14 protein-coding genes are annotated in these 20,455 nt (G+C 67.5%); 6 read left to right on the forward strand and 8 right to left on the reverse strand.

The genetic code is table 11. The annotated features are described in order from the left end of the window. The first annotated feature begins 11 nt into the window (after window positions 1–11). From DC347_RS08115 to DC347_RS08130, 4 genes are all read left to right on the forward strand, one after another. On the forward strand, window positions 12–1,205 hold the full coding sequence (locus tag DC347_RS08115) for a sensor histidine kinase (protein WP_109045019.1): 1,194 nt from the start codon (window positions 12–14) through the stop codon (window positions 1,203–1,205). Between the two features lie 2 nt (window positions 1,206–1,207). After that, on the forward strand, window positions 1,208–1,936 hold the full coding sequence (locus DC347_RS08120) for a response regulator transcription factor (RefSeq protein ID WP_196803297.1): 729 nt from the start codon (window positions 1,208–1,210) through the stop codon (window positions 1,934–1,936). A gap of 101 nt (window positions 1,937–2,037) precedes the next feature. Then, a complete protein-coding gene (locus DC347_RS08125) occupies window positions 2,038–2,814 on the forward strand; it encodes an ABC transporter ATP-binding protein (RefSeq protein WP_026264225.1) in 777 nt (258 codons plus the stop codon). Between the two features lie 2 nt (window positions 2,815–2,816). Beyond that, entirely contained in the window at window positions 2,817–5,345 is a 2,529-nt protein-coding gene (locus tag DC347_RS08130) for an FtsX-like permease family protein (RefSeq protein WP_109045020.1), read from the forward strand. An 86-nt stretch (window positions 5,346–5,431) separates the two neighbouring features. Here DC347_RS08130 and metG read toward each other — a convergent pair whose 3' ends face one another. From metG to ilvD, 8 genes are all read right to left on the reverse strand, one after another. Next, window positions 5,432–6,991 (reverse strand): methionine--tRNA ligase, encoded by a 1,560-nt coding sequence (gene metG / locus DC347_RS08135; RefSeq protein ID WP_109045021.1) that lies wholly within the window; start codon window positions 6,989–6,991, stop codon window positions 5,432–5,434. Window positions 6,992–7,026: 35 nt separating this feature from the next. Beyond that, on the reverse strand, window positions 7,027–7,782 hold the full coding sequence (locus tag DC347_RS08140; protein WP_018760051.1) for an ABC transporter ATP-binding protein: 756 nt from the start codon (window positions 7,780–7,782) through the stop codon (window positions 7,027–7,029). After that, complete coding sequence (locus tag DC347_RS08145) at window positions 7,779–10,577, reverse strand: ABC transporter permease (protein ID WP_109045022.1); 2,799 nt, start codon at window positions 10,575–10,577, stop codon at window positions 7,779–7,781. Before DC347_RS08145 ends, DC347_RS08140 begins: the two co-directional genes overlap by 4 nt. A 216-nt stretch (window positions 10,578–10,793) precedes the next feature. Next, entirely contained in the window at window positions 10,794–12,383 is a 1,590-nt protein-coding gene (gene serA, locus DC347_RS08150) for a phosphoglycerate dehydrogenase (RefSeq protein ID WP_109045023.1), read from the reverse strand. 125 nt (window positions 12,384–12,508) lie between these two features. Continuing rightward, window positions 12,509–13,534 carry a ketol-acid reductoisomerase gene (ilvC, locus tag DC347_RS08155; RefSeq protein ID WP_026264226.1) on the reverse strand — a complete coding sequence of 342 codons (1,026 nt, stop codon included), beginning with the start codon at window positions 13,532–13,534 and terminating at the stop codon, window positions 12,509–12,511. 83 nt (window positions 13,535–13,617) lie between these two features. Beyond that, entirely contained in the window at window positions 13,618–14,130 is a 513-nt protein-coding gene (ilvN, locus tag DC347_RS08160) for an acetolactate synthase small subunit (protein WP_018760055.1), read from the reverse strand. A 2-nt stretch (window positions 14,131–14,132) separates the two neighbouring features. Further along, window positions 14,133–16,040: an acetolactate synthase large subunit gene (locus DC347_RS08165; RefSeq protein WP_018760056.1), complete on the reverse strand. Its 1,908-nt coding sequence runs from the start codon at window positions 16,038–16,040 to the stop codon at window positions 14,133–14,135. Window positions 16,041–16,332: 292 nt separating this feature from the next. Continuing rightward, a complete protein-coding gene (gene ilvD, locus DC347_RS08170) occupies window positions 16,333–18,051 on the reverse strand; it encodes a dihydroxy-acid dehydratase (protein ID WP_109045024.1) in 1,719 nt (572 codons plus the stop codon). Between the two features lie 255 nt (window positions 18,052–18,306). Here ilvD and DC347_RS08175 point away from each other — a divergent pair, with 255 nt between their 5' ends. Continuing rightward, a complete protein-coding gene (locus DC347_RS08175) occupies window positions 18,307–19,263 on the forward strand; it encodes a hypothetical protein (protein ID WP_109045025.1) in 957 nt (318 codons plus the stop codon). Window positions 19,264–19,282: 19 nt separating this feature from the next. Continuing rightward, the gene (locus DC347_RS08180) at window positions 19,283–20,356 is read left to right on the forward strand and encodes a sorbosone dehydrogenase family protein (RefSeq protein WP_240617731.1); all 1,074 of its coding nucleotides are present in this window, start codon (window positions 19,283–19,285) and stop codon (window positions 20,354–20,356) included. Window positions 20,357–20,455 lie beyond the last annotated feature (99 nt).

Below are 20,455 nucleotides of genomic sequence, written 5' to 3' on the forward strand. Positions count from 1 at the left end.
AGAGTTCCGGGGTGGAATTACGGCACAAGGTTTATCACTGGATCCGGGTCAACACTTTCCGGGTTGACCTGGTCCTCATGCTGGCGGTCCTGCTGATGTGCGGTCCCGTTTACCTCATGGCGGACCGTCCCTGGCACTTCCTGCTGTCGTGCGCCCTGGTGGTGCCGCTGGCGTGGCGGCGCACCAGGCCGGTGCACGCGGCCGGCGCCACCGTACTGGCGTGCCTGGTCTTGTGGGCAACAGGGCTGGAGCCGCTGGCCGGGCTGCTGGCTGTTCCGCTGATTATCTATGCCGTTGCCGCGTACGGTCCTGCCCGGGCCAGCCGTACGGTCCTGGGACTGGGACTGCTGGGCGGCGTGCTGCTGACAACCCGCAATCTCAGCAGCACGGCTGAGACAGGCGTGCTGGGCCTGACCATCAGCGCTGTCTACACGGTCCTGATCTGGATGCTGGTGCTGTTCAGCTGGACCCTCGGAGACCTGACGCGCGTGCGCCGGCAGCAACTGCAGACCCTGGCGGACCGTGCCCGCCGGCTCGAAATCGAACAGCAGCAGGAACGCTCCCTGGCGGCAGCCGATGAACGGGCGCACATTGCCCGTGAGATGCATGACATCGTGGCGCATTCCCTGTCCGTGATCATCACGCAATCTGACGGTGCGCGGTACGCCGCGGCTGCCGACCCCGCCGTGGCCACGGAGACGCTGGCCACGGTTGCCGCCACGGCACGGACGTCACTGGCCGAAATGCGCCGCCTCCTGGGTGTGCTGCGGCACGGCGATGAGTCCACCACCCGCCCGTTGCCCGGACTTGCGGACCTCGATGAACTGTTCCTGGGGTTCCGTGCGGCAGGCCTTCCGCTGGACGTCGAACAGCTGGGGTCTCCGCGGCGCACCCTGCCTCCGGGCGCCGAACTCACCGCATACCGGGTCCTCCAGGAATCCCTGACGAACGTCCTCAAGCATGCAGGTCCGCAAGCCCGGGCCCGGGTCTTGGTGCGGTGGCAGCCGCGCGGGCTGCAGCTTGAGGTGCACGACGACGGCCGGGGCGCTTCTGCCCATCCGGCAGTCGGAGCCGGGGAAGGCGGCGGTAACGGGCTGCGGGGCATGCGGGAGCGGATCAGCCTTTACGATGGTTCGTTGGCGGCCGGCCCGGCCGCGGGCGGGGGCTTCCAGGTTTCGGCCTTCCTTCCCTACACCGAGGCTTGAGCATGACTTTGCCACTAGACCGCGACAGCACCGCTCCTATCCGCGTGGCGCTGGTCGATGACCAGCAACTGGTGCGCTCGGGATTCAGCATGCTGATCAACTCCCAGCCGGACCTTGACGTCGTGGTCGAGGCCGGGAACGGGCTCGAGGCACTCCAGGCCCTCGGAGCAGCAGCCGCGGACGTCGTCCTGATGGACGTGCGCATGCCGGGAATGGACGGCATCGAGGCCACCCGCCGGCTCATCGAACGCGCCGCTTCCGCCCCGGCCGGGTCTGCCAGGGCTGAACTTCGCGTCGTGGTGCTCACGACCTTCGACCTGGACGAGTACGCATTGGCGGCCATCGAAGCCGGAGCCAGCGGTTTCCTCCTGAAGGACGCACCACCGGAGGAACTGCTGGACGCCATCCGCACAGTGCACCGCGGGGACGCCGTCATCGCCCCCTCCACCACCCGCCGGCTCCTGGACCATGTAGCCCCGCTGCTGCGCGCACAGGGCAACGAACGGCCCGAGGACCAGGAGGCCGTCGAACGGCTCACAGCCCGCGAGCGCGAAGTCTTCACCCTCATGGCCCAAGGTCGGTCCAACCCTGAGATCGGGGCAGACCTGTTTGTCTCCGAAGCAACCGTCAAAACGCACGTAGGGCACATCCTGGCCAAGCTTGGGGCACGCGACCGGGTCCAGGCAGTCGTGATCGCCTACGAGACCGGGGTTGTCACTCCCGGAGGCTGACGCCCGGCACGGTGGTGTCAGACCTGGGTATGAGTCCGGCCCCGGCAGGACCAGACCACCGGCCGATTCCCGGGCGCCGGGCCCGGCCATAGCGTGGAAACATGACAACTTCCGCGCATGCCCATACTGCTTTGAACAGGCAAAACATCCCATCCGCTCCCGCCGTGCAGGCCCTCTCCCTGGCCAAGACGTACGGCCGCGGCGCCACCCGCGTCAGCGCCCTGCGCGAGGTCAGCGTCACGTTCGATGCCGGCCGCTTCACCGCAATAATGGGCCCTTCCGGCTCCGGAAAGTCCACCCTGATGCACTGCCTCGCTGGACTCGACAGTGCCGACTCCGGCCAGATCCTGGTTGGCGGAACAGACATTACGGCCCTCAATGACAAACAGCTGACAGCGCTTCGCCGCGACCGGATCGGATTCGTGTTCCAGGCCTTCAACCTGGTGCCCACACTGACCGCCGAACAGAACATCACATTGCCGCTGGCGCTGGCGAACAAAGCCACGGACGCGGCCTGGTTCGACACGGTGGTGGCCACGCTCGGCCTCAAGGACAGGCTCCGGCACCGGCCGCATGAGCTCTCCGGCGGCCAGCAGCAGCGCGTCGCCGTAGCCCGGGCCCTGCTGACCCGTCCCGACGTGGTGTTCGGGGACGAACCCACCGGCAACCTCGATTCGACCGCCGGCGGCGAGGTCCTCGCACTGCTGCGCCGCAGCAGCCGGGAAATGGGCCAGACCATCATCATGGTCACCCACGATCCGGTGGCGGCCAGCTACGCCGACCGGGTGGTCCTGATGAACGACGGCGGCCTGGTGGGCGAGATCGCCGAGCCCACCGCCGGGTCCGTCCTGGCCGCCCTCGGCAAGCTGGGAGGCTGAGCGTGCTGCGCGTTGCCTTCTCGCAATTCCAGTCCCACAGCCGCCGCTTCATAGCCGTCGGCCTGGCAGTCATGCTCTCCGTGGCGTTCCTGTCCACCACCCTGATGGTCGGGGCGAGTACCCGTGCTTCGCTGGGTGCCAGCCTCGGGGAGGCCTACAGCAAGGCCGGCCTCATCGCCACCCCGGACACGGGAACCTTCAACGATGCCGCGCTGGCAGCAGCCCGTGCGGTGCCCGGCGTGACCGAGGCCTATGGCCGGATGCAGGCGTACGCCGAGTTCACCGCAGGCGGCCAGGAGGTGTTGGCGCAAGCCCGGAACCTGGCGCCGATGGCCTTGGAAACCGCGACCGTGACCGACGGCACCCTCCCGGAGAGGGGTGACGGCGTCGCCGTGGACGGGGCTACCGCCGCCCGCTACGGGCTGCGCGTCGGCGACTCCCTGACCCTCAAGGCCCCCGACGCCGCCACAACAGTGGCCATGGCCGTCACCGGGATCCTGCGCGGCAGCAACGACCCCTTCGCCTCTGCCCTCCCGCAGATCCTCGCCGGGACACCGGCCGTCAGTGCCCTGGCTGCTGGCGCCCGGGACGCTCAAGGTGGTACCGGCGCCGCTGGCTACGGAAGCATCCAGCTGGCCCTGGCTTCGGGCTCCGACGCCGCCGCAACCAGCAAGAACGTGGCGGCGGCGCTCACCGGTGCCGGCGCCGGGGTGCAGGTGAAGACAGCAGACGAACAAGTCACCGCCCAGGTGGCGATGATGACCGGAGGCCAGGATGAACTGACGATCATCCTGCTGGCATTCGCCGGGGTCGCCCTGATTGTCTCCGGACTGGTGGTGACCAACACCTTCGCGGTGCTGGTGGCCCAACGCACCAGGGAACTGGCGCTGCTCAGGTGCCTGGGGGCGGGCCGGAACCAGGTGCGCAACTCGGTCCTGGCCGAAGCCCTGGTGGTGGGCCTGGTCTCCTCCGCCGCCGGTGTGCTCGCCGCCGTCGCCCTGATGGCTGCCCTCATCGGCTGGGCCGGGACGCAGCCGGACATGGCTTTTGCCACCATGGCCGTCCCGCCGTCGTCCGTCATTGCGGGGCTGGCGGCAGGCACACTCCTGACCCTGGGCGCCGCCCTGGTTCCCGCGAAAGCTGCCACGGCCGTGGCTCCGCTGGCTGCCCTGCGGCCGGTTGACGATGCCGGAATCGGGAACCGGCGGGGCCGCGTGCGGCTGGTGCTGGGCCTTGCCGCCCTTGCCCTCGGGGTTCCGTTGCTGGCCCTCGGCGCCGCGGGCGTGATGCTGGTGGTGGCCTTCGCCGGCGGCGTGCTCTCCTTCGTGGGCGTCCTGCTCTGCGCCACCCTGTTCGTGCCGCGGCTGGTGGGCCTGGCGGGACGGTTGGCCTCTCCTGCCGGCGTCCCCGGGAAGCTGGCCGCCCTCAATGCCGTCCGCAACCCGGCCCGGACCTCCGTCACTGCTGCCGCCCTCTTGATCGGCGTCACGCTGGTGTCCCTGATGATGGCCGGGGCTGCCACTGCCCGGCAGGCGTTCGATGACGCCCTCGCCGGCACCTACCCCGTGGATATGGTGATCACCGGGGATGCCCTGACAGCCGCCGAGCGTGACGCAGTGGCACGGGTGGACGGCGTCGCAACCGCGGCTTTGCTGCCGGCAGCGGGCACCTTGGCCGGCGAAGGGATGGGCAGCCCCGTCTATGCCCTCGACGCGGCAGAGGCCGGCCGGCTGCTCCGCGACACCGCGCTCACCCTTGAGCCGGGCAGGATCTACCTTCCGGAAGGCTCCACGGCCGGCCCTGTTGAGGTCACCGGGCCGGCCGGGCCGGCCTCCCTGGAAGCGGTGGTCTTGCGGACCCGCAACATCCCGGCACTGGTCTCCACCGACACCGCCCGCCAGTCGGGCCTGACTGGCGGTGGCGTTGCCCCAACCGACAATGCGCGGACAGATGGCACCGGTCCCGCGGCCAGTGCCGTGTGGCTGCGCCTGGCCGACGCTCCCGGCGGCTCCCTGTCCGCGGACCGGATCAAGGACATCCAGTCCGCTGTTGCCGCGGCAGCAGGCGTGTCCGCGGGTGCGGTCAGCGGCGCCGCCATCGAGCGGGTCACCTTCAATGAGGTCATCGACGTACTGCTCTTGGTGGTCACGGGCCTGTTGGGGGTGGCGGTGCTGATCGCGCTGATCGGCGTGGCCAATACACTGTCGCTGTCCGTCCTCGAACGGACCAGGGAAAACTCCCTGCTCCGGGCGCTGGGCCTTACCAAGGGCCAGCTGCGGGGCATGCTGGCCCTCGAGGCAGCCCTGGTGGCCGGCGTCGCCGCAGTGATTGGTGCTGCCCTGGGCAGCATCTATGGCTGGCTGGGCGCGCGGTCGGCCCTCGGCAGCCTGGCCGAGGTCACCCCCTCCGTCCCCTGGCTGCAGTTGCTGGGCGTGCTGGGGGTGGCCGTCGTCGCCGGCCTGCTGGCGTCGGTCATTCCTGCCCGGCGCGCGGCACGGCTGTCACCCGTCGAGGGACTTGCCACCGCATAGCCGTGACGGCGGGCCAGTGCGCCTGCAATGGGAAAGGGCAGGTGGCGCGGAAGTCTGCGCCACCTGCCCTCATCCGCACCGGAACCTCAGGCTTCGGCCGGTTCCTCGAATTTGGGGAAGACGGGAACCGGGGCGGGCAGCGCCGTACCGGGAACGATCGGGGTCGCGATCGCGGTGAACTGGCGCGCGTCCCCCTCAGGCTGGCCCAGGGCGTCCAGGAGCTTCGCGGTGGCGCCGGGCATGACCGGCTGGGCGAGGATCGCCACTATCCGGAGCACCTCCAGCGTCACGTACAGCACAGTGTTCATGCGCTCGACGTCGGTCTTCCGGAGCACCCAGGGCGCCTGCTCGGCGAAGTAGGCGTTGGTGTCCCCCAGCACGGCCCAGATGGCCTCCAGGGCGCGGCTGAACTCCTGCTTGTCGAACGCGGCCCGAGCGGCGTCGAGCAGGCCGTTGGCCTGGGCCAGGATGGCGGTGTCGGCGGCTGTGAGCTCGCCGGGGGCGGGTACGGCGGCGCCGCAGTTCTTGGCCACCATGGACAGGGAGCGCTGGGCGAGGTTGCCGAAGTTGTTCGCCAGGTCCGAGTTCATCCGGCCCACGATGGCCTCATGGTTGTAGCTGCCGTCGGCCCCGAACGGGACTTCGCGCAGGAAGAAGAAGCGCACCTGGTCCAGGCCGTAGCGGGCCACGAAGTCGGCGGGAGCCACCACGTTGCCCAGTGACTTGGACATCTTGACCCCGTTGTTGTTCAGGAAGCCGTGGATCATGACGCGCTTGGGCAGTTCCAGCCCGGCGCTCATCAGGAACGCCGGCCAGTAGATCGCGTGGAAGCGTGAAATGTCCTTGCCGATGATGTGCACGTCGGCGGGCCAGTACTTCCGGAACTTTTCGGACTCCACATCCGGGTAGCCCACGCCGGTGAGGTAGTTGGTCAACGCATCCACCCACACGTACATGACGTGCTTGTCGTTGCCGGGGACGGGGACACCCCAGTCGAACGTGGTCCGGCTGATGGAGAGGTCCTCCAGGCCGCGCTTGACGAAGCTGATGACCTCGTTGAACCGGTACTGCGGGGCGCCAAATTCGGGCTGCGCCTCGTAGAGCGCCAGCAGTTTGTCCTGGTAGGCGGACAGCCGGAAGAAGTAGCTCTCCTCCGCCGTCCACGTCACCTCGGTGTCCGTCTCTTTCGAGTAGCGCACGCCGTCGTCCTTCACCACCGTGTCATCTTCGCCGTAGAAGGCCTCGTCCCGGACGGAGTACCAGCCTTCGTACTTGGAGAGGTAGATGTCGCCGTTGGCTTCCATCTTCTTCCAGATGGCCTGGGATGCGGCGTAGTGGTCCTCGTCCGTGGTCCGGATAAACCGGTCGTAGCTGACGCCCAAGGCAGCGTGTGCCGCCTTGTAGATCTCGGCGTTCCGGGTCACCAGTTCCTTGGGCGTAATGCCTTCCTTCTCCGCGGCCTGGGCGATCTTCATGCCGTGCTCGTCCGTGCCGGTCAGGAACATCACGTCGTAGCCGTCCAGCCGCTTGAAGCGCGCCATGGCGTCGGTGGCTATGTACTCGTAGGCGTGGCCGATGTGCGGCACGCCGTTGGGGTAGGTGATGGCCGTGGTGATGTAGAACGGCGTTTTCTCTGAAGCAGTCACGGTCGGACGTTACCTTCGGTGCGTGAGTGGGTGGGCTAGATCAGTTCTGTCAGGGTATCGCTGAGCCGGACCAGTTCGTGGTCGTGCGAAGCCACCAGGACGGCGATGCCGTCGGAGGTGGTGTCCTTCAGGATGCTGATGATGCGGTTGGCGGAGGCGCGGTCCAGGCTGGCGGTGGGTTCGTCCACCACCAGGACGCGGGTGCCCAGGATCAGGGCCCTGGCGATGGCCACGCGCTGGCGTTCACCACCGGAGAGCTGGGCCGGGCGGTGGCGCATGCGGCGGCCAAGTCCCACCAGGTCCAGCAGGTCCTTGGCCATGTCGCGCCGCTGTTCGACCTCTCCGTCGGGGACGGCCGGCAGCAGGACGTTCTCCAGCGCGCTCATGCCGTCGATCAGTGCACCGCCCTGGTCCACGTAGCCGATGAGCGCACGGCGTCGGTCGGCGATTTCGTCGTCGCCCATGCTTTCGAGCGAGTCGCCTTCCCAGAAGACGCGGCCCGACGTCGGCAGGGTCAGCCCCGCGCCAACGGTCAGGATGCTGGTCTTGCCCGAACCGCTTCGGCCGGCGACGCAGTGCATCTCCCCCGCGTGCAGGGTCAGGTCGAAGCCCTCCACCACGCTGACCGCCTCGGCGCCGCCCTTTCCGCCACCGTAACGGATGGTGATGTCGCGCATCTCCAGCGGGGTGGCGTGATCGGCAGACTTGACGATGGTGTTGGCCCGGGTCTGCAGGGGGACCTCAGTGGAGCCGCTCCGGCGGCTGCGCTGGACATTCGTCGGGTTTGTCATTGGACCACTTTCGTTGCAATCGGTATCCAGCAAAGTACGGCCACCAGCCCGGCCACGGCGGCCCAGATGGCCGCGTAGGGTGCCAGCAGCAGGCCGATGCCCAGGGCGCCCAGCACGCCCAGCGGCAAGGCCACGGTTCCCACCAGCGCGTTCTCGAACAAACGCACCTGGCGAAGCATGTCCGGGTTCCAGCCCATGGCCTGGAGGATGCCCAGGTATTGGCGCTTGGAGTTGAGCTCGAAGCGTCCGGTCACCAGGGTGAGCACCAGCCCCACGGCCACGCCGGCCACTGCCAGCAGGATGCTGGGCAGCGTCACGCTGGCCGCTGCAAGTCCGCTCAGGGCGCTGGCACCTGCGGCCCGCGGAATGTCGATCAGCAGGGCGATCAGGCCGCCGACGGCGGCGCCGAAGACACCTACCGCCACGGCCAGGGACAGGGTGTTGAACTTGTTGGTGCCCAGCTGCCGGTTGGCGAAGGTCAACGGCGAATCGACGGGGATGAGCCGCTCGTCATGCTGCGGTTCCTGGTCGATCACGTCGCGGTGGCGGAGTTGTTGCGCGGCGAACAGTGCCGCGCCGCAGTAGAGGACCACGACGGCGGCGCACACCAGGGCGGTCGGCAGGCTCCAGCTCAGGAGGCTCAGCAGGATCCCCGCGGCGGCGAGGAGGACGGCGCCGACGCCGAACTCCTCAAGGACCCAGGTGCGGATCCGCCGTTGGGTCCAGCCCATGGCCCGCAGTGTCCCGGCCTCGCTCCGGCGTTTCCGGATGTAGCTGACGGTTGACGCGCCGGTCAGCAGGGCCGCGCCGCAGAGGGTAAGGAACAGCAGGGTGACGTTTGTTCCGGACAGGGATCCTGCCACGGCGTCGGCGGCGTTCTGCCGGACCCAGGACTGCTGGACCGTGCCCAGCGCGGATTCCTTGCCCGCCCCGTCCTTTGAGTAGCCGGGGACGGCGATGCTGGTGTCCTCGCGGGCCGAACCGGCCACGATGGTGGCGTCCAGGCCCATGTCCCGGATTTCGGCGGCAAGCTTCTCCACCTCGGGCTGGGCTTCCTTCCAGCTGCCCGGAGCCTTGGCCCGGACGCGGACGGCGTCGATGACCGCGGCGTTCTGCTTGTAGCCGCGGGCGGCCGCCAGGCCGTAGTAGTCGGTGATCGCACCGGCGGACTGGCTCGCCAGTCCGGTGGCGCTGAGGGAAGGCTTCAGTTCCGCGGCGGGGACATCCTTGCCTGCGGCGTCCTTGACCAGGGTGAACGGCGTGGGGTCGTAGCCGCCCAGCGGAAGCTTGTTGACGTCACCCGAGGCGGCGGCAACGGCAGCGGGGTCAAACGTGCCGTAGACCATGGGCAGTGGCTGGGCCGGCTGCTGCTGGCCGGTGGACAGGTTGTCCCGGTACGAGCGCTCGTCTACCGGGTCGCGCTGGGTCTGGTCCACGGGGGCGCCGCTGGCGGCCTTGTCCGGCAGCCGGTTCACCGTTACCCAGTCACCGGGAACTGCGGTCTTGTCCACGGCACCGTTGGCGGCGGTGTCGCCGTCGGTGTACTTGGGGGCGCCGGCAAAGTTGGTGCTCCACTTGGCGGGGGTGTAGAGGCCCTGGTTGAAGTTGCCGTTGTTCCCCAGCAGGGACGAGTGGTCGGTGGAGCCGGGCCAGGAGAGCACGAAGGGGTCCTTGGACACGAACGGCAGGTAATCCTTGCCCAGCGACTTGGACACCGTGCCGACGTCCTTGACCACCTTGCCGGCGTCGTCGATTTCCTCGATCTTGACGTTGTACTTCAGGTCCAGCGACGTGCCCGACCGGACGATCAGCGGCACGGCCTGTGAGCCGCCGCTGAGCTGGCCGGTGCGCTTGGCCTGCTGGTACTGGGTCATCAGGGGTGCCCAGTACTTGAGCTTGACGCCGAGGAAGTCGGGGCCTTCCTTGAGCTGGTCCATGCTGATGCCGTTGGTGAAGAGGCCTTCCAGGTACCGTCCCACGGCGCCGGCGTCACGGGCGTCGGCGGGGGGAGCCTTTTCCAGCGGGGCCAGGAAGTCGCCTGCGGAGCCCAGGAGGGCGCGCTCGGCCGCCGGGTCCACTGCCACGACGGATTCGGTGACCTCGGGGGCGAGCGGCAGCGCCACGGAGAGGTTGAAGAGGTTGTGCTCGGACCCGCCGGCAGGGTTGGGGAATTTGATCCCGGTCTCCCCCGCCGGTGCCGCGATGCGGATGCTGCTGCCGCCCTGGGCCTTCTCTTCGACGAGCCGCGCCTTGCCCAGGGTGCCTTCGGCGGTGGTCTTGAAGAGGGTCTGCTCGGAGTTTCCGTCGGAGCTCACGGCGCTGGCAGTCAGCCGGTACTTCTTGGCAGTGTCGCTGAGGACGGATTCGGCTGCCGGCCACTGGTTCGGGGCGGTGGCCCCTGCGGCCTGGTCGGCGGTGGCGGTGCCGGCGAGCCCGGCGTTGTAGCCGAGGTAGTCCATGGCGTCGAGCCGGGGCGTCTCAAGGTTCTGCGTTACCCGCGAGACCAGGCTGATGGGTGCGGCCACGGACGTGCCGGAGAGTTTCCGGATGGAGTCCAGCTGGTCGAACCCAATGCCGCCGGCGCCATTGGCGATCTCGGGCTGCAGGAGTGCTCCGGAGGGCGCCTTGGCCTGGACCAGGATGTCGTAGAGCCCCCTCGAATTTTCGTCGATTGTCCGGTTGAGCGCGGCCTGTGACTGGCTCTGGACGACGACCGACAAGCACATTGCTGCGATCAAGATGGCCGCGGTCAACAGCAGCACCCTGCTTCTGATGAACCTCTGGACGGCGTTCATGGAACTCCCTGAAACCTGGATTGCGTGCGCGCACTTCCAACCGCCGGGCAGACGTGGGCGATGGCGGACGGATGTGCAAAAGGTATTGGCCGGCCTGCCGGCTATGGTCCTGAACCAGGACCAAGCCATTTTAAGCAGACCGGCCAATCATACGTGGCTCCGCCCGGGCGTGCCTGCGCGGAGGAGCGGCGTCGGCGTTTCGGCCGGTGTGTCGCGTTAGTCTTCCAGGTCCACTTCCCGGACCATTTCAGCGCCGATGCCGGCCTTGATGGCGTCCAGCACCTGCTGGGGCACGGAGCTGTCGATGGTCAGCAGGGCCAGGACCTGGCCGCCTTCGTCGGAGCGGGCCACCTGCATGCCGGCGATGTTGATGTTGTTCATGCCGAGGATGTGGCCGATCGTGCCGATGACGCCGGGGCGGTCGGTGTAGGCCACCACCACCAGGTGCTCGCTGATGGGGATTTCGACTTCGAAGCCGTTGATGCCCACCAGCTTCTCCACCTGCTTGGGGCCGGTCAGGGTCCCGGCCACGGAGATCTGGCTGCCGTCGCTCAGGGCGCCGCGGAGCGTCAGGACGTTGCGGTAAGACTCGGTGTCGGGGGTGGTGATCAGGCGGACGTTGATGCCGCGCTGCTCGGCGATGACGGGTGCATTGACATAGGACACCTGTTCGGTCACGATGTCGGCGAAGATGCCCTTCAGCGCAGCCAGCTCCAGGACCTTGACGTCGAGGGAGGAGATTTCGCCGGCCACTTCGACGTCGAACTGGGTCAGGGAAGCGTGGGTCAGCGCAGTGAAGATGCGGCCCAGCTTCTCGATCAGCGGGATGCCCGGGCGGACGTCGGGGGCGATGACGCCGCCGGCCACGTTGACGGCGTCCGGCACCAGTTCGCCGGCCAGGGCCAGGCGGACGGACTTGGCCACGGAGACGCCGGCCTTTTCCTGGGCTTCATCGGTCGAGGCACCCAGGTGCGGGGTAACCACCACGTTGTCGAGCTTGAAGAACGGCAGGTCGGTGCTGGGTTCCTTGGCGAAGACGTCGACGCCGGCTCCGGCGATCTCGCCGTCCTGCAGGGCCGTGAAGAGGGCTTCCTCGTCCACGAGGCCACCGCGGGCGACGTTCACCACGTAGGCGGTGCTCTTCATCTTCTTGAAGGCGTCAGCGCCGAGCATGCCCACGGTCTCCGGCGTCTTGGGCATGTGGATGGTGATGAAGTCGGACTGGGCCAGGAGCTCATCCAGGGTGACCAGCTGCACGCCCAGCTGCGCCGCGCGTGCGGACGTGATGTAGGGGTCGTAGGCCAGGATCTTGGTGTCAAAGCCCTTGAGGCGGGCTGCCACGAGGGCGCCGATCCGGCCGAGTCCGATGATGCCGATCTTTTTCTCGAACAGCTCGATGCCGGTGTACTTGGAGCGCTTCCACTCGCCATCCTTGAGGGCGGCGCTGGCCTGCGGGATGTGGCGGGCCAGGCTGAGGATGTGGCCCACGGTCAGCTCGGCGGCAGAGACGATGTTGGACGTGGGGGCGTTGACCACCATGACGCCGGCCTGCGTGGCCGCCTTGATGTCCACGTTGTCCAGGCCCACGCCGGCACGGGCGATAACCTTCAGGTTCTTGGCGGCGGCGATGGCTTCGGCGTCCACCTGGGTGGCGGAGCGGACCAGGATGGCGTCTACGTCACTGATTGCCGAGAGCAGCTGGGAACGGTCTGCGCCGTCAGTCTGGCGGATTTCAAAGTCCGGGCCGAGGGCCTCGACGGTGGCGGGGGAAAGTTCTTCGGCGAGCAGTACTACGGGTTTTGACACGGCTGATCCTCTGCGTTGCAGTCCTGGGGATGGAAACAAGTCTAGGCCGACGGAAAGGCCGGGCTCACATTGTTAAGTGTGAACCCGGCCTCACCGCTGCGGTCTGCGTGGTTGGGCTGGCGGCCCTAGCGGGCTGCGGAGCCTTCCACGTAGTCCACGTCCTGCTGCTGCCAGGAGAACAGGGAACGCAGTTCGCGGCCCACGGCCTCGATGGGGTGCTGTTCAGCCTTGGCGCGCAGTTCCTTGAACTCGACGCCGCCGTTGTCCTGGTCTTCGATGAAGCGCTTGGCAAAGGCGCCGGACTGGATGTCGGCCAGGACGGCCTTCATGTTTTCCTTCACCTCGGGGGTGATGACGCGGGGGCCGGAGACGTAGTCGCCGTACTCGGCGGTGTCGGAGACGCTCCAGCGCTGCTTGGCGATGCCGCCCTCCCACATGAGGTCAACGATGAGCTTGAGCTCGTGCAGCACCTCGAAGTAGGCGATCTGCGGCTGGTAGCCGGCTTCGGTGAGGGTTTCGAAACCGTACTGGATCAGCTGGGACACCCCGCCGCAGAGCACGGACTGCTCGCCGAAGAGGTCGGTTTCGGTTTCCTCGGTGAAGGTGGTCTTGATGACGCCGGCGCGGGTGCCGCCGATGGCCTTGGCGTAGGACTTTGCCAGCTCCCAGGCCGACCCGGAGGCGTCCTGCTCGACGGCGATGATGTCCGGGATGCCGCGGCCGGCTTCGAACTCGCGGCGCACGGTGTGGCCCGGCGCCTTCGGGGCGATCAGGATGACGTCAACGCCCTCGGGGGCCTGGATGTAGCCGAAGCGGATGTTGAAGCCGTGGGCGAAGGCGAGGGCCTTGCCGGGGGTCAGCTTGTCCTTGATGGAGTCGTTGTAGATCGCGCGCTGGTGCTGGTCCGGCGCCAGGATCATGATGACGTCGGCCCATTCGGCGGCGTCGGCAACGTTCTTGACCGTGAAGCCGGCGTCCTCGGCCTTGGCGGTCGACTTGGAGCCTTCCTTCAAGGCGATAACGACCTCGACGCCGGAATCGCGCAGGTTCAGCGCGTGGGCGTGGCCCTGCGAGCCATAGCCGACAATGGCAACCTTGCGGCCCTGGATGATGGAAAGGTCGGCGTCGTCGTCGTAGAACATTTCAGTCACTTGCGTAACTCCTCTTGAGTGGTTGTAGATAGTGGTCTTGCGGTGCTGCGGTTACGGGCGCCAATTCCCGCCGGGGCTGGTGCCTAGGCGGAACGGAGGGCCCGGTCACTCATGGAGCGGGATCCCCGTCCAACGGCCAGGGTGCCGGACTGCACGATTTCGCGGATGCCGAAGGGCTCCAGCACTGAAAGCAGGGCTGTGAGCTTTTCCGGATGGCCGGTGGCCTCAATGACGACCGAGTCGGTGGATACGTCCACCACTGAGGCGCGGAACAGGTCTGCGGCCTGGGTTACCTGCAGGCGCGTTGCGGCATCCGCCCGTACCTTGACCAGGATGTGGTCGCGCTGTACGGAAGTTTCTGGGGTCAGCTCAACGATCTTGATCACGTTGACCAGCTTGTTGAGCTGTTTGGTGACCTGCTCGATGAGGTCGCCGTCGGCGTCGACCACCACGGTCATGCGGGACACGCCCGGCACTTCGGTGGGGCCGACGGCCAAGGAGTTGATGTTGAAGGCGCGGCGGGCGAACAGGCTCGCCACGCGGGTCAGGACGCCGGGCTTGTCCTCGACCAGGACGGAAAGTGTGTGGCGGCTCATGCTCAGTCTTCCTCTTCCCATTCCGGGGTCATGTTTCGGGCAACCTGGATCTGGTCGTTGCTCACTCCGGAGGGCACCATCGGCCACACCATGGAGTTGGGGCTCACCACGAAGTCGATGACCACGGGGCGGTCATTGATTTCGAGTGCCTTCTGGATGGTGGCGTCGATGTCCTCTTCGCGTTCGCAGCGGAACGAGGCGCAGCCGTAGGCCTCGCCCAGCTTGACGAAGTCCGGGATGCGGACGGTGTCGTGGCCGGTGTTGAGGTCCGTGTTGGAGTAGCGGCCCTCGTAGAAGAGGGTCTGCCACTGCCGCACCATGCCCAGCGAGGAGTTGTTGATGACGGCAACCTTGATGGGAATGTTGTTGATGGCGCAGGTGGCCAGCTCCTGGTTGGTCATCTGGAAGCAGCCGTCGCCGTCGATGGCCCAGACCACCCGGTCAGGCTCGCCCACCTTGGCGCCCATGGCCGCGGGAACGGCGTAGCCCATGGTGCCGGCGCCGCCGGAGTTCAGCCAGGCGTGCGGGCGCTCGTACTTGATGAACTGGGCAGCCCACATCTGGTGCTGGCCAACGCCCGCCACGTACACGCCTTCGGGGCCGGTCAGCTGGCCGATCCGCTCGATGACCTTCTGCGGGGCGATCAGGCCGTCGTCCGGTTCCGTCCAGCCCAGCGGGTAGGTTTCCTTGAGGTTGTTCAGGAAGGCCCACCAGGTGGTCAGGTCAGGCGTGCCGGAAGCCTCGAACTGGCTGCGGACGGCCTCTGTCAGTTCCGGAATGATCTCCTTGACCGAGCCCACTATGGGGACATCGGCGGTGCGGTTCTTGGAAATCTCGGCGGGGTCGATGTCCGCATGGATAACCTTGGCATGCGGTGCGAAGGTGCGCAGCACGCCGGTCACGCGGTCATCGAAACGGGCGCCGAGCGTGATCAGGAGGTCCGACTGCTGAAGGGCCGTGACGGCGGAAACGCTGCCGTGCATGCCCGGCATGCCCACGTGCTGCGGGTGGGAATCCGGGAAGGCGCCTTTTGCCATCAGGGTGGTCACCACGGGTGCTCCCGTGGCCTCGGCGAGGGCGCGCAGTTCAGCGGAGGCGTGCGCCTTCACCACGCCGCCACCGACGTACAGGACCGGCTTGGAGGCGGCGGCGATGAGTTTCGCCGCCTCGCGCACCTGCTTGTTGTGGCCCCGGGTGACCGGCCGGTACCCGGGCAGGTCGATCCGCGGCGGCCACGAGAACGTCATCTGTCCCACCTGGGCATCCTTGGCAACGTCCACCAGGACGGGGCCGGGACGGCCGGTGGAGGCCAGGTGGAAGGCCTCGGCCATGACGTGGGGGATGTCGTTGGGGTCGGTCACCAGGAACGAGTGCTTGGTGATCGGCATGGTGATGCCCACGATGTCGGCTTCCTGGAACGCATCGGTGCCAATGACGCCGCTGGCGACCTGGCCGGTGATGGCCACCAGGGGCACGGAGTCCATGTGGGCGTCCATGATGGCGGTAACGAGGTTGGTGGCGCCGGGACCCGAGGTGGCGATGCAGACGCCCACCCGCCCGGTAACCATGGCGTAGCCTTGCGCGGCGTGGCCGGCTCCCTGTTCGTGACGGACCAGCACGTGGTTCATGGTGGAGGCCATCAAGGGGTCGTAGGTGGGCAGGATCGCGCCACCAGGCAAACCGAAAATGTCGTCGACGCCGAGTTCTTCGAGCGAACGGACGATTGCTTGCGAGCCGGTCATCACCGTCGGGGGTACGACGTTGTTCGGCCCAAGGACAGGAGAGACGGCAGCAAGGTCTGCGACGACGGCGGCATGGTCAGCCGTCCGGTCGGCGCGTTCCGGAGCCTTGGCGGCTCCAGCGGACTTGGTGGCCATCAGCGAGGGGCTGATGGGCGATCCTTTGCTCATCGGACTCTTCCTTGTGGATCTTCTCTGGTGTTGGTTTGTGGCTGGAAAGGCGGGAAATAAAAAAACCCCTCAGCCTGGTGGCTCTGTGAGGGGTTCGCGCGTGACGGTTCGTTACCAGGGCTAATGTGCCACGCGCTTGGTAAGGACGACGACGATGCCGGTAACGAAAGTCATGCGTTCAGTTTTCCCTCTGGTGTGATGGGTGTCAACGAGCAACAACCCTATCTCACCATGTGGACAACACTGTCCACTCTTTGATCCTATCTCGGAAGGACCAGCCTGAAACCGGACGTCAGCCGGTGTAGGCACCCTGGCTGGCGCTGTGTACCAGCTTGGCGTACTTGGCAAGCACTCCCTTGGTGTAGCGGGCCGGAAGCGGCTGCCAGTCCACTTTGCGGGCCTCGAGTTCCGCGTCGTCCACCAGCAGGTCGAACGTGCGGGCGGCGATGTCCACCCTGATCCGGTCGCCGTCCTTGACGAAGGCGATCGGTCCGCCGTCGACCGCTTCCGGCGCAACGTGGCCGATGCACAAGCCGGTGGTTCCGCCGGAGAAGCGGCCGTCCGTCAGCAGGAGGACGTCCTTGCCCAGCCCGGCACCCTTGATGGCGCCGGTGATCGCCAGCATTTCCCGCATGCCGGGGCCGCCCTTGGGACCTTCATACCGGATGACCACGACGTCGCCGGCCTTGATCTCGCCGTTGTCGAGTGCGTCCAGCGCCCCCTTCTCGCGCTCGAAGACCCGGGCAGAGCCCTCGAAGACGTCGGCGTCGAAGCCGGCGCTCTTGACGACGGCGCCTTCCGGAGCCATTGAGCCGTGCAGGATGGTGATGCCGCCGGTTTTGTGGATCGGATTGTCCAGTGCGCGAAGAATCTTGCCGTCAACGTCCGGCGGGTTGATCGCGTCGAGGTTTTCGGCGACGGTCTTGCCCGTGACGGTGAGGCAGTCGCCGTGCAGCAGGCCGGCGTCGAGCAGGGCCTTCATGATGACGGGAACGCCGCCGATCCTGTCGACGTCGGTCATGACGTAGCGGCCGAAGGGCTTGAGGTCGCCCAGGTGCGGGATCCTGTCGCCGATGCGGTTGAAGTCGTCGAGGGTGAGCTCAACCTCGGCTTCCCGGGCGATGGCCAGCAGGTGCAGCACGGCGTTGGTGGAGCCGCCGAAGGCCATGGTGACGGCGATGGCATTCTCGAACGCTTTCTTGGTCATGATGTCCCGGGCGGTGATGCCCTTGCGCAGGAGATTGACCACCGCTTCGCCGGACTTGCGGGCGAATTCATCACGACGGCGGTCTGCCGAGGGCGGGGCGGCCGAGCCGGGGAGGGACATGCCCAGCGCCTCGCCGATGCAGGCCATCGTGTTGGCCGTGTACATGCCGCCGCAGGCGCCTTCGCCGGGGCAGATGGCCTTTTCGATCCGGGTGAGGTCTTCCATGCTCATCTTGCCCGCGGCGCAGGCACCCACCGCTTCAAAGGCGTCGATGAGCGTGACTTCCTTTTCGGAGCCGTCCTCGAGCTTCACCCAGCCGGGCATGATGGACCCGGCGTAAAGGAAGACGCTGGCCAAGTCCAGGCGGGCGGCCGCCATCAGCATGCCGGGCAGGGACTTGTCGCAGCCGGCCAGCAGGACCGAGCCGTCGATCCGCTCCGCCTGCATGACGGTCTCCACGGAGTCGGCGATGACTTCACGGGAGACCAGGGAGAAGTGCATTCCCTCGTGGCCCATGGAGATGCCGTCCGAAACCGAAATGGTGCCGAATTGCATGGGGAACCCGCCGCCTGCGTGGACGCCTTCCTTGGCGCCCTGCGCGAGGCGGTTCAGGGAGAGGTTGCAGGGAGTGATCTCGTTCCATGAGCTCGCCACGCCAATCTGGGGCTTGGCGAAGTCGTCATCGCCCATGCCGACAGCCCGGAACATGCCGCGCGCGGGCGCCGCATGGATCCCATCGGTGACGACGCGGCTGCGGGGCTTGATATCAGGCGTGTTTGCGGTTGCGGTCTGGGCGTCACTCATAGGGGAAGTCTAGGGCGCGCACCGCGGCCGCACGACCGTAAGATCAGCTTCCTGTTGAAATAACGGGAAAAATTCGCCAAATAGTGGACTCATGTCTCACATAATGAGACGTCGATGGTGTTCGAGGCTCCGTCCGGCCACCCGCACGACCGGGAAGACGCCAGCCTGCGGCCCGCGGCTTCTCTGGACAGCAGTGCCTGCCCGACGTAGCGTCGGGGACACGACACCCCTGCCGCCCGGATCGAGAGGCCTGCCATGGACATTCTTTTCTGGATCATTCTCATCGTTGTTCTCGCGGCAGTCGTTTGGTGGCTGCTGAAGCGCAACAGGTCAACCAGTGCCCCTGGCGCCTCCGGCACCAGATCGGACGGCGCCCTGGAGGGAGGCAGCGCCGCTGCCTCGGCCGAGGCTGCCGCGACCACCGGGATACCCACGGCAGCGGGCTTCGGCCGCGCCGCCGAACCGGCAGCCCCGCCAACGGCTGAGGAACCGGCGGATTCATCGGCGACGCCACGGACGGCGACACCCGCGGCTGCCGAGGCCACCGACAACCCGGTCCAGGGCCCTTCCGGCGCCGATGACGGCATGGCTGCACCCGGCTCCGTCGGCGCCCGGGAAGATGAGCGCAGGCTGCAGGATGAAGCCGAGTGGGAAACCCAGTGGTCGGAGGCCGGGCCGTCCGGGCCACGTCCCGCCCCGCCCGCCGCAGGGGCCGAGGCCGACGCGGCGGACGACGGCGCCGGGAGGCAGGAATCCCGGGCGCACAGCTCCCCCGCACCGGCCCATCCTGTCCATCACGACGAATACACCGCACCCCACGCCCCGACGCTGCCCGGCGCCGAGACGGCCGCCGGGGAGGAGACGGCAGCATCGGAGGAGACGGCAGCATCCGAGGCGACGGAGCATGCGGAGGCCTCCGCCCCGACGGAGGAAGCATCAGGCCACCACGACGCCGCCCCGGGGCACAGCGAAGCGGCGGGAGAACCAGCCGGGCACCTTGCGGCAAAGGAACCGTACGGGGCAGGCTCGGCATCGCCGGCCGCCGATGGAAGCGGTCCGGCGGGCTACAGCGTCAAGGGAGACGCCGCTGCGATGGTCTACTACGAAGAAGGACATCCCGACCATGAGCACATCCGGGCGGATGTCTGGTTTGAGTCTGCCGCGCACGCCGAGGCTGCCGGCTTCCGCGCTCCGCGCCGCAAGCGGCCCTAGCCGGAGGCGGGGCCGCCGTATGACGCTACGCCCCTACTGGATGGCCTGCCTGCTCTTCCTGCTGGCAGCGTGCACCGGCTCGCCCGGCCCAACACATGGCACGGGCTCCGGCACCACGGCCGAGCCGCCCGTCTCCGTACCCGAGGTGCAGGAAAAGCTGGAACTGAAGCTGGCCGTCCCCTGGGCGGCCGTCTTCCTTCCGGACGGCACGGCAATCATCTCCGAGCGGGGAACGGCGTTGTTGAAGGCGGTCCGCGACGGACAGGCCACTACCGTGGGCAAGGTCCCGGGAGTAGTGCCCGCCGGTGAAGGGGGCCTGCTGGGCCTGGCGCTGTCACCGCATTTCGACGTTGACCGCTACCTCTATGCCTACGTGACAGGGCAGGAGGACAACCGGGTGGTCCGGCTGACGCTGCAAAGGGACGCCGACGGCGCACTCTCCCCCGGTCCACCGCAGACCGTCTTTGCCGGCATACCGAAAGCAACGACGCACAACGGCGGGAGGATCCGGTTCGGCCCGGACGGCTTCCTCTATGTTGGCACCGGCGACGCCCAGCGCCGGGAACAGCCCCAGGATCCGGAGGCCCTGGGCGGCAAGATCCTCCGGCTCGCCCCGGACGGCAGTCCGGCGCCCGGGAACCCGTTCGGCAATGCCGTCTACAGCCTGGGTCACCGGAACGTCCAGGGACTGGCCTGGGACGGCGAGGGCAGGCTGTGGGCCAGTGAATTCGGCCCCGACGTCAATGACGAGCTCAACCTGATCCTTCCGGGCGCCAACTACGGATGGCCCGAAGTGACGGGCGCACCCCACCGGCCGGAATTCCAGGATGCAAAGGTCGTGTGGCCCTCCACCAGCGAATCATCGCCCAGCGGCCTGGAAATAGACGGCGGCACCGCGTACCTGGGCGCGCTTCGCGGGGAGCGGCTGTGGGCCGTCCCCCTTCAAGGCACCGAGGCAGGTAATCCTGTGGCCTATTTCACAGGAATGTACGGGCGGATCAGGGACGTGATCCGGACCCCGAACGGTGGATTGTGGCTGATGACGAACAACGAAAACCCTGATTTCGTGCTGGTTTTGGGGCTGCGGCGGTGACGACACTTCCTCCGTGGGCGCCGATTTCACTTGCACCGGAAGTTCGTGTAGAGTTTCATGTCGTTGCGGAGATCAACGGGAAAGAAAAAGCCCGAAAGA

It is taken from the genome of Pseudarthrobacter sp. AG30 (assembly GCF_003116525.1).
Classification (GTDB): Bacteria; Actinomycetota; Actinomycetes; order Actinomycetales; family Micrococcaceae; genus Arthrobacter.

Excerpts from the sequence above, each read along its gene's own strand:
- DC347_RS08120 (WP_196803297.1), top strand. The coding sequence starts at position 1,208 with ATGACTTTGCCACTAGACCGCGACAGCACCGCTCCTATCCGCGTGGCG.
- DC347_RS08125 (WP_026264225.1), top strand. The coding sequence starts at position 2,038 with ATGACAACTTCCGCGCATGCCCATACTGCTTTGAACAGGCAAAACATC.
- DC347_RS08140 (WP_018760051.1), bottom strand. The coding sequence starts at position 7,782 with ATGACAAACCCGACGAATGTCCAGCGCAGCCGCCGGAGCGGCTCCACT.
- DC347_RS08145 (WP_109045022.1), bottom strand. The coding sequence starts at position 10,577 with ATGAACGCCGTCCAGAGGTTCATCAGAAGCAGGGTGCTGCTGTTGACC.
- ilvN (WP_018760055.1), bottom strand. The coding sequence starts at position 14,130 with ATGAGCCGCCACACACTTTCCGTCCTGGTCGAGGACAAGCCCGGCGTC.
- DC347_RS08165 (WP_018760056.1), bottom strand. The coding sequence starts at position 16,040 with ATGAGCAAAGGATCGCCCATCAGCCCCTCGCTGATGGCCACCAAGTCC.
- ilvD (WP_109045024.1), bottom strand. The coding sequence starts at position 18,051 with ATGAGTGACGCCCAGACCGCAACCGCAAACACGCCTGATATCAAGCCC.
- DC347_RS08175 (WP_109045025.1), top strand. The coding sequence starts at position 18,307 with ATGGACATTCTTTTCTGGATCATTCTCATCGTTGTTCTCGCGGCAGTC.
- DC347_RS08180 (WP_240617731.1), top strand. The coding sequence starts at position 19,283 with ATGACGCTACGCCCCTACTGGATGGCCTGCCTGCTCTTCCTGCTGGCA.